General features: G+C 40.5%; 13 protein-coding genes. 11 read left to right on the top strand and 2 right to left on the bottom strand.

Translation table 11 applies throughout. The features are described from left to right. Positions 1-60 precede the first annotated feature (60 nt). The 7 genes from M3234_RS14090 (at position 61) to M3234_RS14060 (ending at position 7,219) form a co-directional block, all read left to right on the top strand. Complete coding sequence (locus tag M3234_RS14090; RefSeq protein WP_262305328.1) at positions 61-471, top strand: hypothetical protein; 411 nt, start codon at positions 61-63, stop codon at positions 469-471. A 165-nt stretch (positions 472-636) separates the two neighbouring features. After that, positions 637-2,943: an RNA polymerase recycling motor HelD gene (gene helD / locus M3234_RS14085; protein ID WP_262305327.1), complete on the top strand. Its 2,307-nt coding sequence runs from the start codon at positions 637-639 to the stop codon at positions 2,941-2,943. Positions 2,944-3,127: 184 nt separating this feature from the next. Further along, positions 3,128-3,961 carry a uracil-DNA glycosylase family protein gene (locus M3234_RS14080; protein WP_262305326.1) on the top strand — a complete coding sequence of 278 codons (834 nt, stop codon included), beginning with the start codon at positions 3,128-3,130 and terminating at the stop codon, positions 3,959-3,961. A gap of 27 nt (positions 3,962-3,988) precedes the next feature. Further along, positions 3,989-4,969: an aldo/keto reductase gene (locus tag M3234_RS14075; RefSeq protein ID WP_262305325.1), complete on the top strand. Its 981-nt coding sequence runs from the start codon at positions 3,989-3,991 to the stop codon at positions 4,967-4,969. 48 nt (positions 4,970-5,017) lie between these two features. Beyond that, positions 5,018-5,233, top strand: a complete 216-nt coding sequence (locus tag M3234_RS14070) for a hypothetical protein (protein WP_262305324.1) — start codon at positions 5,018-5,020, stop codon at positions 5,231-5,233. A gap of 556 nt (positions 5,234-5,789) precedes the next feature. Beyond that, the gene (locus M3234_RS14065) at positions 5,790-5,993 is read left to right on the top strand and encodes an ATPase (protein WP_262305323.1); all 204 of its coding nucleotides are present in this window, start codon (positions 5,790-5,792) and stop codon (positions 5,991-5,993) included. Positions 5,994-6,511: 518 nt separating this feature from the next. Further along, positions 6,512-7,219: a DNA alkylation repair protein gene (locus M3234_RS14060; protein WP_262305322.1), complete on the top strand. Its 708-nt coding sequence runs from the start codon at positions 6,512-6,514 to the stop codon at positions 7,217-7,219. 76 nt (positions 7,220-7,295) lie between these two features. Here M3234_RS14060 and M3234_RS14055 read toward each other — a convergent pair whose 3' ends face one another. After that, positions 7,296-7,643, bottom strand: a complete 348-nt coding sequence (locus M3234_RS14055; protein WP_262305321.1) for a hypothetical protein — start codon at positions 7,641-7,643, stop codon at positions 7,296-7,298. A gap of 317 nt (positions 7,644-7,960) precedes the next feature. Here M3234_RS14055 and M3234_RS14050 point away from each other — a divergent pair, with 317 nt between their 5' ends. From M3234_RS14050 to M3234_RS14040, 3 genes are all read left to right on the top strand, one after another. Continuing rightward, a complete protein-coding gene (locus tag M3234_RS14050; protein WP_262305320.1) occupies positions 7,961-8,563 on the top strand; it encodes a TetR/AcrR family transcriptional regulator in 603 nt (200 codons plus the stop codon). Next, positions 8,560-9,327, top strand: coding sequence for a crotonase/enoyl-CoA hydratase family protein (locus M3234_RS14045; RefSeq protein WP_262305319.1), 768 nt, complete (start codon positions 8,560-8,562; stop codon positions 9,325-9,327). The genes M3234_RS14050 and M3234_RS14045 overlap by 4 nt, the downstream gene beginning before the upstream one ends. A 63-nt stretch (positions 9,328-9,390) precedes the next feature. After that, positions 9,391-10,944: a class I adenylate-forming enzyme family protein gene (locus M3234_RS14040; RefSeq protein WP_262305318.1), complete on the top strand. Its 1,554-nt coding sequence runs from the start codon at positions 9,391-9,393 to the stop codon at positions 10,942-10,944. Between the two features lie 164 nt (positions 10,945-11,108). On the opposite strand, the gene M3234_RS14035 is transcribed toward M3234_RS14040, so the two are convergent. Then, positions 11,109-11,411, bottom strand: coding sequence for a DUF4257 domain-containing protein (locus tag M3234_RS14035; protein ID WP_262305317.1), 303 nt, complete (start codon positions 11,409-11,411; stop codon positions 11,109-11,111). A gap of 876 nt (positions 11,412-12,287) precedes the next feature. On the opposite strand from M3234_RS14035, the gene M3234_RS14030 reads away from it, so the two are divergent. After that, the gene (locus M3234_RS14030) at positions 12,288-13,919 is read left to right on the top strand and encodes a sensor histidine kinase (protein ID WP_262305316.1); all 1,632 of its coding nucleotides are present in this window, start codon (positions 12,288-12,290) and stop codon (positions 13,917-13,919) included. Positions 13,920-14,070 lie beyond the last annotated feature (151 nt).

Raw genomic sequence — 14,070 nt, 5'->3', positions numbered from 1 at the left:
ACACTCTTATTCTCATTTTACATAAATTATTGTAATTTGAGTTTTAGGGGGTCGGTAATCATGAATGATCCAAAGCAAATGAACAAAAACAGCAACAATAAAAGTGACCAAAAAAGTAAGGAGATAAAAAAATTAGAAAAAGAGGTTGCCCTAGGCCTTTGGATTCAAGTGGTTGGTCAGCTGATCGAGCTAAAAGGCTTAACAGGGATTTTCCAATTAGAGGAAGATACCAATCGGGTTGGAGAACAACAAATATTGACGGGTGTATGGATTAGAACTATTGGACAACTGCTGGAGGCGCTCTCCGTATCAAGGCAAATTAATGAAACAGATCTCATTAAGATTCTTCAGGAGCAAAAAATTGCTATCACAGGAGATTTGCTTGTATCAATCGGTTCGGCTTATGAAGTCGTTGGGGGTATAAATGTTCTTGAAGAAGAATCCGTCATGCCGCCAATAATTGTCCCATAACTTTTTCTGCCTAGTGCATGCTAAGAAGGCTGCCCTTAATCCTAATCGTGCAGCTTTCTTTAGTAAAGAGTATTGGTTAATAAAGGGATAAAACTTGACTACCAATTGAGCCTTGGTTTAATCTAATTATCCCATACTTCCAAAATTACCTAGTGAGGTGACTGGATGAGTACCAACAATCGAGTTTCTGTCCGTGACCATAAGGACTATCAGGCAGAAGCGGAGCGCTTAGAGTTTACCAAGGAATATATCCGCACCGTTTTAGAAATTTCGAAGGGCAATAAAGAATTTTTCGTGGAAAATATGAAACAATCTTTTTCCGAACTGAATTCAAAGGACAGCAGTGCGAGCTACACAGACCTCCTCGCGAATGCCAGTTTTCTTGAATTGGCGGAAACTGAATTAAAACGACTTGAAAGCGTGATCGGCAAGCCCTATTTTTCAAGGATTGATTATACCAGCGATAGCACGAAAAAAGAAGAAATCTTGTACATAGGAAAAGTATCCTTATTTGACCGTGTCACCCAGCAGCCGATTATTGTGGATTGGCGGTCCCCAATCGCCAATGTTTACTATGACGGCCGGTTGGGAGAGGTGTCTTATGATGCCTATGGGGAGACACAAACCGGGTACCTTTCATTAAAGCGACAGTATGACATTGTCGACGGTTTATTAAAAGAAATGAATGACATCGATCTGACAACCCACGATGAGCTTTTGCAAAAATCTTTAGCAGGTAAAGCCGATAATCGCTTAACGGAAATCGTGGCGACGATTCAAAATGAGCAAAATGAAGTCATCCGGGCATCACTGACGCGGCCCATAATTGTTCAAGGAGCCGCTGGAAGCGGGAAAACAACCATCGCACTTCATAGAATATCTTATTTCCTCTATTCCTTTGGATTTCAATTTCCTCCAGAAAAATTAATGATTCTCGCACCAAACCGCTTGTTTATAGATTATATATCCGCCGTCTTGCCGGAATTAGGGGTCAACAAAATCAACCAAACGACCTACATTGATTTTATGCGAAGCTGCTTAGCGCAGAAAATAAAACTATTTTCGCCAAATGCCAAGCTGATGAAACTGATTGAGGGGAACGGAACGAATAAATCGATGCAATGGGTTTCGAGATATAAAGGTTCGCTAGAATTTAAGGAATTAATCAATCGATTTGTAAATGAATTGGAAAGTAATCTTGCCCCGAGCGAAGATGTTGTCGTTGAAAATTCCGTCCTCATGAAGGGCAAAAGGCTGAGGGCCTTATTTTTAAAAGAATATACTTATTTACCAATCTACAAAAGGCTTGGAAAAATAAAAAGCCTATTAGAAGAGGATGTAAAAAAGAAAAAATCGGTTATGTTAACGAATCTTAATAAGAAATATGAAGAAGCGCTCGATGGTGTCCTTTATAACAGGAGGCTGGACCCGGAGAAGCGACAGCAAAAAGTAACCAGCTTAATGGATCGGGTAGACCAACGAAAGAAGAGGATTGAACAGGAGTCAAAGGTCGTTGTAAAAAAATATATGGCTGCGTTTGTGATGAAAGATATTTTTGCCTTGTATATGGAGCTAATGTCTTCACCTGAAAGTATCCGTCAGTATTCCACTACTCTTACTGATCAAGAATGCAAGGTTCTCAGTAAATATTGTCAGCGAATCTTTGAGCGAGGTGCATTCGAGCTGGAGGATTTAGCTCCGCTTTTTTATATGAAGGCAAAGCTGGAAGGCATCGAGGAACCATTTAAAATGCGCAGTGTCTTCATAGATGAAGCACAGGATTACAGCTATTTTCAATTCGCCGCCTTAAAGGAAGGCTTTGAATCCGAGCTATTTACGATTGTAGGAGATTTGGCGCAAGGAATTCATTCTTACCGCGGCTTAAATAGCTGGACACCGGTACTTCAGGATATTTTTCCGAATGCGAATTATCAGGCACTGCAAAAAAGCTATCGAACCACGGTTGAAATCATGAATGTGGCGAACGATATCCTAATGTTGATGGACCAAGACTTGCCTAAAGTGGAACCCGTCATTCGACATGGCCAAAAACCCTGCTTTAAAAAGATAGACCCGGTAAATCCGGAACAGGTAAGGCTGCAGTTGGAACAAGATATTGCCTCACTAAAAGAGGAGGAACTGCACTCCATCGCGCTGATTGGACGGACCGAAAAGGAATGTTTGAGAATCCAAAAACTTTTTGAAAAAAGTCATCTTCCCATTCAGCTATTGGAAGAAAAACAAGAAATGAAGAAGGGGCACATCGTGATTCTGCCATCTTATTTGTCAAAAGGCTTAGAGTTTGATGCCGTTTTGATTGTCTGTTTGGAAGAAGTTTACTCACTGATGGACCTGGACATTAAATTGTTGTATGTTTCGATGACGAGGCCGTTGCATCGGTTATATTTGTACGGAAAGGCTCCTTCGGACTTTTTATTAAATAAAGTGGACTCGGAACATTTCGATGCTTAAAGGGCCGGCATAGCGAAAACAGGGACGGTTCTAGTGGCATATAAAGCCTCTAGAACTGTCCCTGTGGCTTTTTTGCCCAAATTTTCTGATTTTAGTTTTATAATTAGACATTTTCCGACATGCCCCCTGGATTATAATAGGAAATAAGGTCTTTCTCTTTATAATCATCGAAAGGGCGGAATGTATGAATGATTTAATCAAAATTAAAGAGCTTGGAGAAATATTTAGACCCTATGGGATTTACCCGCAGGATCGATACAACGAGCAAACGGCTTTTAAAGTTTTTCAGAAAACGCATCCAAACCATCACTTTTCACGGGAAGCCCAATATTTGATTCATACGCAACAGCGCCATTCTGAGAGAATTGGAGCCGATCTTCCCTATTGGGGAAAGAACTATTTTTCAAACGATAGAAAAACTCGGTATTTTGTCATTTCACAAGACTCGAATTCACTAGATGCAGGCAGTATTGTCTTTTATGCCAATCTTATGAATCATGAAATTCATCCAGATGACATTCATACCTATATTACTAGATTTGGCCTTACTCCTTTTAAAAGCTGGAAGGATGCTCGTGACTTTTTTATAACAGACCTGGAGTTAGACATGGACTATATTTATGTGACGGACGCAAAAAAGGTCTATCCTAAAGGTAAAAGGCAGCAAAACCATCAAGTTGACCAAAAACAGAGGCAAAAATGGTTGGCAGAATGCGAGGAACTCAGCAGGGAGCTGATTTTTAAAGAAATCATTTTCTGTTCTCCAGATGTTATCATTGCGATGGGAACTAATGCTTTACAATTGTTGAACCCCAAATCTCTGCTATTAGAAAAAAATCAACTCACTCAAAAGCTTAAACGCCCTATCAATTGTAAGGATGACAGGGTTATAGAAGAGTTTATTTATTCTCCACTTCTGTCTGGAGCAAACCGCAAGTATTTTAATGGTGAAACTAGAAAAAAAGCAAAAGCTGCCATTTACCTTTTCGAAGGACAAGCAGGTAAAATAAAAATGTAACGGTAAAACAGAAATGAGGGATCTCAAATGGATTATGTGAAGTTTGGCAATACAGGCATGGATGTATCCCGTCTTTGTGTCGGCTGCATGAGTTTTGGAGTGCCGGAGCGCGGGAGTCATCATTGGGTGCTTGATGAGGAGAAAAGCCGCCCGATCATCAAGATGGCTCTCGATGCCGGAATTAATTTCTTCGATACAGCGAATGTTTATTCAGACGGTACCAGTGAAGAAATTGTTGGACGGGCGTTAAAGGATTTTGCCAATCGAGATGAGATTGTCATTGCGACGAAGGTGTACAATCGTATGAATCAAGGTCCAAATGGGGCCGGCCTTTCTCGCAAGGCGATTATGAGTGAAATCGATAAAAGCTTGAAACGATTAGGAACGGATTATGTGGACCTCTATCAAATCCATCGTTGGGATTACGATACGCCAATTGAAGAAACGATGGAAGCCTTGCATGACGTGGTAAAAGCCGGGAAGGCAAGGTATATTGGCGCCTCCTCCATGTACGCCTGGCAGTTCCAAAAAGCCTTACATATAGCGGAGAAGCATGGCTGGACCAGGTTTGTCTCGATGCAGAATCATCTTAATCTATTGTACCGGGAAGAAGAGCGGGAAATGCTGCCGCTTTGCAAGGAAGAAAAAATTGCTGTCATGCCTTGGAGTCCGTTAGCCAGAGGGAAATTAACACGGGATTGGGAGGAAACAACCTACCGTTCCGAGAAGGATGAATATGGGAAAACACTCTATAAATCAACCGCTGAAGCAGACCGAATTGTGGTGGAACGTGTCGCTGCGCTGGCTGAGCAACGTGGTGTTGCCCGGGCTCAAATCGCCCTTGCCTGGGTATTGCAGAAACAACCTGTCACAGTTCCAATTATTGGTGTAACAAAAGCATCCCATCTCGAAGATGCCTTAGGTGCACTGTCAGTAAAATTAACTCAGGAAGAAATAGCATTCCTGGAAGAGCCGTATGTGCCTCACCCAATAATGGGTCATCAATAATTACATTTTGAAAACTGAGTAATGCCAAAACCTGATTCCTTATCGTAAATGGTTATTGCAAGTATTATTTCATTTTTAGTAATGAGAGGACCTAATGCGAATTTGACATTTGGTATTATTGTTCTAGGAACACTTTCGATATTGGGTATTGTATTTGCGGTACTTTCAAAGAAGTGGTTGTCAGGAATATTGGGTGTACTATTAAATGGAGCAGTGTTGGTATTTGTATTTCTCCTGTTGCTTGCCAAGGGAATTGCTGGTTAGGGTATCCGTAATTTTCCAATAGTTTTATTATGATTTTATTTTAGTATCAACTGGAGCGTTTCTACAATAGTGTGGAGACGCTTTTTTTATTGAAGGAACGGACGGGCGAGGTAAGCTGAACAAGGACACCTCTCGAATCGACAGCAGTTAGTCAAAGCAGAAAATAAAAAGGAAACACGGGAAATGGACGATATTCACTCTTGTAATTACAAAATATGTTAATATCAAGTTAATAAATTGGAAAAGAACACATTAAGGGATGAAAAAATATGAAATTATTTTTTGCTATATTACTTATTTTATTTGGATTTTTTTTATGGGATTAACAAGTAATAGCTTAGGTAAGATGGGTAACAATATAATGCATATTATAGGGTTTGGATGTATTTTAGGGGGTGTTTTCATTGCAGGAAAAAAGAAAGGAAAACATTAATAATCTTATATGAACAGCATTCCAGAAAATATATAAACTTGCGGCTATGTTTGTGAAAAATTGCACTTAAAGTAATGGGTGGCATTAGTTGAGCAATTAATATTATAAATGGGAGGTGGAGTTGTGAATAAGTCCTTTTGGATTCCGTTAATGGCTTCATTTGGAACGATGATATTACTTTATATAATAGGCTTTATAGCTGATATTGATTTTCTTATATTTAAAATTTCACTCTCGGAAACTGAGATTGCTCTACTACCAATTGCAGTTGGGATGTTAGTGGGGTTTATTAGTGAACGTATTATCAAATTGAAATCTCAAAAATAAAATTACTAAATTCTTATTTTACGAAGGGGTGCTTTGTTCAAATTAAAATGTTAATGACCACAGGGTAACTGTCGTTTTTTAGTTATCAAATTAGCAAGTCTAAGCGCACCGCTAATGGCAGAAGCATAATTTTTATTATGACCGTGCTAATTCACCTGCCAGGGGACATTCCTTTTTTGAGAGGATTGTAGGAAGCTGTTCAAACTATCGGCCGCCCTTATCGCAGATAAATTCGGATTATCGCAGATATATTTGTTTTTACGCAGATAAAATCAAATTACCGCAGATATATTGAATATATCGCAGATATAACGGATGTTATCGCAGATATAGTTTTAAATTCAAAAATCGAGTCCAAAAATTACTTATATTTGCTTGTAAACTACAACAATTGGCGGGATTGAAGCAGTAATCAGGCCATTTTCGTTTTCGAATTAACCCCACAGGATTGCGATTTTTGGGATAATTGTATGATATCATTACGATGAATAGTCATTTTTAAGAAGGAAGTGCAAACGATGGATTTCGAAACAGTCATGAGGGAGCTTGAAGCCCTCGGCAAGGAACGAACGAAAAAAATGTACATCTCCAATGGTGCGCATGAGCCGGTTTTTGGCGTGGCAACAGGTGCTATGAAACCAATCGCAAAGAAAATAAAGATCAATCAATCTTTAGCAGAAGAGCTTTACGCCACAGGCAACTACGATGCCATGTACTTTGCCGGCATCATTGCAGACCCAAAAGCGATGACGGAGTCGGATTATGATCGTTGGATGGATGCCGCGTATTTTTATATGCTGTCTGATTATGTGGTGGCAGTCACTTTATCAGAGTCCGACATAGCCCAAGAGGTTGCAGATAAATGGATTGCAAGTGGTGACGAGCTGAGAATGTCAGCGGGCTGGAGCTGTTACTGTTGGCTTTTAGGAAATCGCAAGGACCATGAGTTTTCCGAAACCAAGATTTCCAATATGCTCGATTTGGTAAAAAATACGATTCACGATTCGCCGGAACGAACAAAATCCGCGATGAATAATTTTCTATACACCGTAGGGACTTCCTTTATGCCGATGCATGAAAAAGCAGTTGATACCACTAAGGAAGTAGGATTAGTAGAAGTCAAACGGGAAAAGAAAAAAAGCAGTTACCTAAATGCTTATGAAAGTATACAAAAAGAAGTGGATAAAGGAAGAATTGGTTTCAAACGTAAATATGTTAGGTGTTAAATATTTTCGTTTCAGGGAGTGTTGATCCAAGAAGGATTAACACTCTTTTGTATGTTGAAATTATATAAAGAAGTCTCTACTTTACTTTGATAATGTCCAACCTTTTGGTAGTAGAAATCAAATCTATTGAATGACTTCCTTTTGTGTATAATATAGAAGCTCCTTCTCTTTCTCCTTTTCTCCAACCATTTGCTTTGAGAGCAATCTCATAATCAAACGGTATTCCATATTCTTCAGATGCTCTTGACCAATCATAACTTTCCGATTTGTTACTACTATTAACTGATTCAGCATTTTTAGGAATGAGGAATCCGTATAAATCTTCTGACGGCTCATAGAGTGATAATGCAATAAAATAGTAACCAATGCCAATTCCTATTGCAAGTGTCATAAAAACAATGGTCCAAGCAATACTTTTCCTCATTCTACTCACCTTATTTATTCTAAATTTTTTCCTCAAGAAACTTGACTGTTTAAGTACAAATCAACACATCTCATTTTTTTATTTTAACAGAAATAACCAAATATCTATATAAGATAGAAAGACAAATCCTCAACAAAACGATATTCCAGTTGAATTATCAATACAAGAGGAAGAAAAATAATATGAACATTGTACCGTCCGAAACTTGTGGTTTTTCTATTGACGGTTTCCTTTTTAAAATAATATTGACAGACTATTCATTAAAATCTTAAAATTTATATTGAACGTTCATTATAAATAAAAAAGGAGGTGTCGTTATGCCGAAGGTTGGAATGGAGGATATCAGGAAGGGTCAGGTGATAGAGGCTGCAATAAATGCAATTGTTTCAAAAGGGCTTTCAAATCTATCAATGAAGGATATTGCCGCACACGCAGGCGTGAGCACAGGAATTATTTATCACTATTATGAAAGCAAAGAAGACTTGCTCATGCAGGTTTTGAAAGCTTCTTTTCGCCAATCACATGAAAAGGTTATGGAAACGGTGGAACCGATAGAACCTTCACTAGAGAAATTGCTGAAACATTTGGAAAATATCAATCTAGTGCCAAAGGATAACCCGGAATATATGGCTGTCTTTTTAAATTATCTGGGCGAGGCCAATCATAATCCAAAAATCCGCGACATGATAAATAAACTTTTTAAAAATTTGACGAATTATATTGGTCAATACCTGGGGGACGTTTCCACAGATGGGCAACCGTTAAAAAATTTGCCGATTATGATCATTGCACTTGGCTTTGGCCTCGGGATCATGTGGACATTGAATGACCAACTATATGACATCAATGAGATGGATCAAAGCTTAAAAAAGTTAATTACCAATTATTTGGCTGACAAGAATGGAGGCAAAAGCGAATGAATGTCCTTGTAGAAAAAAACGGGAAGGTTTGCACGATTAAGATCAATCGACCGGAGGTAAGAAACGCGGTTGACCGCAGGACAGCGAAGGAATTGGCTGATGCCTTTCGAGCATTTGAGGAGGACGATACTTTACATGTTGCTGTCCTGGCAGGAGCAGGAGGGACTTTTTGTGCCGGAGCGGATTTAAAAGCGTTGTCAATCGGTGGAGGCAACGAGATGAATCCGGATATGTCAAAGGATGGTCCGATGGGCCCAAGCCGAATGCATTTATCCAAACCTGTAATCGCGGCCGTTTCGGGCTATGCCGTTGCCGGGGGTTTTGAACTTGCCATCTGGTGCGATCTTCGGGTGGTGGAACGGGATGCAGTATTTGGTGTGTTTTGCAGGCGTTTTGGTGTTCCGCTCGTCGATGGCGGGACACAACGTTTGCCACGTTTGATTGGCATGAGCCGTGCTATGGATTTGATTTTAACTGGGCGTCCGGTGGAAGCTGAGGAGGCATGGCAGATAGGGCTGGCAAACCGGGTAGTGGAACCTGGGACAGCAAAGGATGAAGCGGAGAAACTAGCGGCACAAATCGCCGAGTTCCCGCAAACGTGCATGCTCAGTGATCGTGAGGCCGCTTATAGGGGCTTTGATTTGGACTTTGATAAAGGTATGCAACTCGAATTTTTGTTAGGCCAAAATGTTGTGAACAGTGGGGAGACAAAGGAAGGCGCTACTCGCTTTTCAAGCGGACAAGGCAGACATGGGAGATTCTAATTTTTTCAATGTAGGTAGAGATTATGTTAGGAAATTTTCAAAAGCAAAGGGGAGGAATTGTGAATGAATGCTGCTGAATTAATCAAAAGGGGAGCCATCTATTTTCCGAATCATACAGGAGCTATTTTTCAAGGCGAAAAATTAACATTCGACCAAGTGTATCGAAACAGTAATCGCTTGGCTAATTCATTGTTGAGCCTAGGATTGAAAAAGGGAGACCGGGTGGCGTTTTTACTGGCCAACTCATTGCAAAGCTTGGAGATTGATTTCGCGCTGTTGCAAACGGGGCTTGTCAGGGTGCCGCTGAACACTAGACTGTCCGAGAACGAGCATGTTCATATGATAAAGGATACCGATGCGAAAGCACTCTTGTATACGGAAGAATTTAGCGAACGCGCTGCGCAAATCAAAAAGTATTGCCCCGACCTTCAGTATTTTTGCCAAATGAACGGTACTACCGCTGAGCCTTGGATGATTAACATGCATGAGTTTGTCCAAGGTGTTTCCGAGGATGAACCGGCGGTAAAAGTGTCCGAGTCTGACATCGCGACAATTCAATATACGTCAGGGACAACCGGGGTTTTAAAAGCGGCTGTCCATACTCAGGAAACATGGGTCGCCATTTGCAATAATATTATCACCGCATTAGATATTCAAGAAGGGGATACGATGCTGCATGCAGCCCCGCTCACCCATGCATCAGGAACGCTGGTGCTCCCGCATTGGGTTTCCGGAGCAGCCAATTCCGTATTATCGGGCTTCCATCCAGAACAATACCTCCATGTCATTCACCATGAAAAACCTACTACTTTGAATCTCGTTCCAACCATGATTGTCATGCTGTTATCTCATCCAAATGTCGAGCAATATTCGTTTGAATCTGTCAGAAATATTATATATGGCGCCTCGCCAATGCCGCGCGAAGCATTGAAGCGCGGGCTTGAATTGTGGGGGCCGAAGTTTGTTCAATATTACGGCCAAACAGAAGCGCCTCTCATTCTATCGATTTTAAATAAGAAGGACCACATCGGCGAAGGAGAAGAAGGGCAAGCAAGACTGTTATCCTGCGGTCGTCCCGTTCCAACCGCTTCTATAAAAATTGTTGATGAAACGGGCGAGGAGCTTCCTTCAGGTGAAGTTGGTGAAATTGCAGTGAAGTCCAGCCAGGCTATGGTGGGATATTGGCAAGAACCGGAATTGACCCAAGAAACGATTAAGGATGGCTGGGTACATACCCGGGATATGGGCTATTTAGATCAAAACGGTTACCTGTTCCTGGTTGACCGCAAATCGGACATGATCATTTCCGGAGGCTTTAATGTGTATCCGCGGGAAGTAGAAGAAGTACTTTATCAGCACCCGGCCGTCATGGAGGCCGCTGTTGTTGGAGTCCCTGATGAAAAATGGGTCGAAACCGTTAAGGCCTATGTGGTCCTCAAAAGCGGCCAAACAGCTACCGAGGAAGAAATCATTCAATTCTGTAAAGACAGACTCGCTTCATATAAGAAGCCTTCGTCGATTGAATTTATTGACACATTGCCGAAAAGTGCCGTCGGGAAAGTGGTGCGCCGCTTCTTAAGGGACCCGCATTGGGAAGGGAAAGAGCGGAGAATTTAATATCTTAGATTTTACTAAAAAATTAATCCACCCATGATTCAGCATGGGTGGATTATCCTGCTTTTATAGCGATCCCCTATGAGGGAACCGTCTATTGCCGGACCGGACATGTGGTTGCATGAATAGCATCAGTTTTGACTGATGGTGTCCATTTTATTGCGTTATTAACTTTTGGATTTTGATTTCTCTGCATTGTTCTGCTTGATCAGTTTATAGCTTGAAAGGGCGGCATCACCGGCAATTCCGGCAATTAGGGAGAAGATGATATTTTCAACATAAGAATTAGGAGCGGTATAAAAAACGATAAGGAGCGCGGCTATTGCACCAAGGAGCATTTCTTCAAGAAACCCAAGATAAATAAACTTTTTTGTTCGGCGTGGCATAATCATTTTACCATGCTTCCGAACATGTCCGACAATTCCAACAGTTCCACCAATCACTAAAGAGAAAATAATGTCAGCCAACACTTGTTTCTCACTCTCCTTAAGCCTAAATTTTTTGACCTAAGGTAAATCTTGGTGTATTAACATTATACTAAACTTGGAAACTAACTAGTATGGGGACAAATACCGATATTCTGAAATCCAAGTCCTTGTAAAATTACATTCCAAAAATTTTCCCAATATGAAAAAGTAATTTGTTGCTACATTCCTTAGGGTTTAAACAAAAGAATCAGACCCATTTTCAGGACTTTTTTCAAAAATTTCTGAAAAATAGAGAAGAATGTACAGTGTCCCCGGGAGTACCGAGGCGACTTGTCATGATTCCATTAACCATTGTATTATTCCTGATTATCAACCTACATCCCGAAGGTTTTTAACAATATTGGTTTTGCCTTTTTCACCATTGCTTTGATTGATGCTGCTGGCGCGTATAGCCATATCACTGGCTATATTGTAAGTGCAGTGGCAGGGAATCTCATTGTAAACGGTGTAGCTGTTCTGATTAACATTGAATTGATGAAGTATTTTAAAAACATCCAATAACCAAGACCGGAAAAACGAAAGGTATGATTAAAGGAACAGTTTAAATCGAAAAAAGGTAACGAGAGGATATGAACATTTGTTTGTATCCTCTTTTATAGGCACGGAACAGTCATCGCAGATAAATTGGGATGATCGCAGATATATTTGTATTTTCGCAGATAAAATGAAATCAACGCAGATATATTTGATTTAACGCAGATATAAGGAAAATCATCGCAGATAAATTTTTTTCACCCCTAATTCCACCCTTCCAACATCTCATTCCACCGTAACCTAATACCTCCGTGCCATTTTTGATATTTATTATTGACCCTAGGTCTTTGGTAATAGGATAATTATGGCAGGGGTGGGATAACCATGAAGAAAATTAAGGATTACTTTCATTTTTCAATCATACAGCGGACCATTCTCTTATCCAGTATCAGCATTATCCTGATTGGGACAGTCCTGACTGCTGCCAGCTACTACATCCAGGGGAAACTGATGACTGAAAATTTGGATAAGCAGGCCCGTGGTGTAGCGCAAATGGCGTTTAGCCGCTTTGACCTTCAGGACATTAAAGAAATTCAAACCAATCATGATTTAAATTCCGATGTTCATCAAAAAATTTTAAAGGAATTGGCAGACATCACGAAGCAAAATCCGAATATTGCCCAGGTTGTGCTTGTGGACATTGGCGTGAATGAGAAAGATGAATCGATGGCACTGGCCATTCATCAAAACTACTTGGATATTGGCATGAGACCCGGCGACATGGTTGAACAAAATCCCATATTCGTCAAGTTATACAAAGAAATTGCCGTGACAGGCGAAATGAGAAGTTCCGGAATCTATCAGGATATGCTCGGAGAATGGTCCAGTATTTTGATTCCTTTCAAGGATGAGAGCGGAAAAGTCATTGCCATGTTTGTCATGGATATGAGTGCCAGTGAAATAAGGGAGGATCAGCTCAAAGTTTTATCACGGCTTGTGGGCGCTTTTGCTATTTTACTCATATTGTCCATTACCATTCAAACCCTCGCCTTAAAAAGAACCCTGTCACCGCTTAAACTTTTATTGAACGCTGTAAAGGAATTGGGACAGGGAAACTTTAGCATTCATCTCAACATCAATAGAAAAGACGATTTAGGGAGATTGGCAGAAGGGTTCAATACGGCGGTTACGAACATAAAGAGCTTAATTAGCAAAGTCATCACTACTGCTCAGCAAGTAAGTGAAGATCCCAAAAAATCCGAACCACCATCAGAAACGGAGTATCCCAGCACGGATGAATTAATACAGACAGCCATCAATCAGATGAACATGATTGAGGACAATTATTCGAACCTTAAGGTATTTTCCAGAACATTAGAGCAATATTCCAATAGAATTGAAGAGTTAACCTTATTAGAAGAGAGAAGAAGGCTTTCGAAAGATATGCACGATACAGTCGGTCACGTCTTTACCGCAATTATTACTAGTTTGGATGCACTCCCGTATATCCGTGATACGGAGGAAGCACAGAAATACATTCAAGAACTATCAAACTTGGCCAGAAAGGGGCTGGCCGATCTGCGCCATACGATTCACACTTTACCTTTGGCAGAAAAGGGACTAACATTTTTGGAAAGTTGCACAGAATTGGTCGATGATTTTATCAAGCACACGGGAACTCAAGTCGAAATCGATACAGATGGGCAGGAGCGGGCATTGGGCGACTTAGTTAAATCCTCATTGATTCGCTGTCTCCAGGAGTCTTTAACCAATGCCATCAGACACGGCCGCGCCTCACAAATTAATGTATCAATTAAGTTTTTAGAGGAGGCCATTCAAATAGTGATCAAGGATAACGGAATAGGAGATGATGAGATCAAATATGGCTTTGGCCTTCGTTCGATGTCTGACAGGGTGCTTACAGTTGGAGGGACGTTCAGCGTCCAGTCGTCTCAAAAACTCGGAACTACGGTGACCTGTACGGTTCCGGTACCAAAGCAGTTACAAGTAGGTTGATTCTTTGAAAAGCTGCTCCACAATGGATGGAGTGGCTTTTATTTTTATAAAACTTTCCTTCCTTCATATGACTTTTCCCTGAAATAATATGACTTTTTACATGACTATCTTCACTATTGGTTGTTATTTCCAGACTTTAAACTTAGAGTTG

It is taken from the genome of Neobacillus niacini, assembly GCF_023715785.1.
In the GTDB taxonomy this organism is placed as follows: domain Bacteria; phylum Bacillota; class Bacilli; order Bacillales; family Cytobacillaceae; genus Neobacillus; species Neobacillus niacini_E.
The sequence above is the reverse complement of the archived record's forward strand: the minus strand, read 5'-3'. Positions and strand labels throughout refer to the sequence as shown.

Coding starts and splice junctions, on each gene's coding strand:
- helD (WP_262305327.1), top strand. CDS start 637: ATGAGTACCAACAATCGAGTTTCTGTCCGTGACCATAAGGACTATCAG.
- M3234_RS14090 (WP_262305328.1), top strand. CDS start 61: ATGAATGATCCAAAGCAAATGAACAAAAACAGCAACAATAAAAGTGAC.
- M3234_RS14045 (WP_262305319.1), top strand. CDS start 8,560: ATGAATGTCCTTGTAGAAAAAAACGGGAAGGTTTGCACGATTAAGATC.
- M3234_RS14030 (WP_262305316.1), top strand. CDS start 12,288: ATGAAGAAAATTAAGGATTACTTTCATTTTTCAATCATACAGCGGACC.
- M3234_RS14070 (WP_262305324.1), top strand. CDS start 5,018: ATGGTTATTGCAAGTATTATTTCATTTTTAGTAATGAGAGGACCTAAT.
- M3234_RS14075 (WP_262305325.1), top strand. CDS start 3,989: ATGGATTATGTGAAGTTTGGCAATACAGGCATGGATGTATCCCGTCTT.
- M3234_RS14060 (WP_262305322.1), top strand. CDS start 6,512: ATGGATTTCGAAACAGTCATGAGGGAGCTTGAAGCCCTCGGCAAGGAA.
- M3234_RS14055 (WP_262305321.1), bottom strand. CDS start 7,643: ATGAGGAAAAGTATTGCTTGGACCATTGTTTTTATGACACTTGCAATA.
- M3234_RS14050 (WP_262305320.1), top strand. CDS start 7,961: ATGCCGAAGGTTGGAATGGAGGATATCAGGAAGGGTCAGGTGATAGAG.
- M3234_RS14040 (WP_262305318.1), top strand. CDS start 9,391: ATGAATGCTGCTGAATTAATCAAAAGGGGAGCCATCTATTTTCCGAAT.
- M3234_RS14080 (WP_262305326.1), top strand. CDS start 3,128: ATGAATGATTTAATCAAAATTAAAGAGCTTGGAGAAATATTTAGACCC.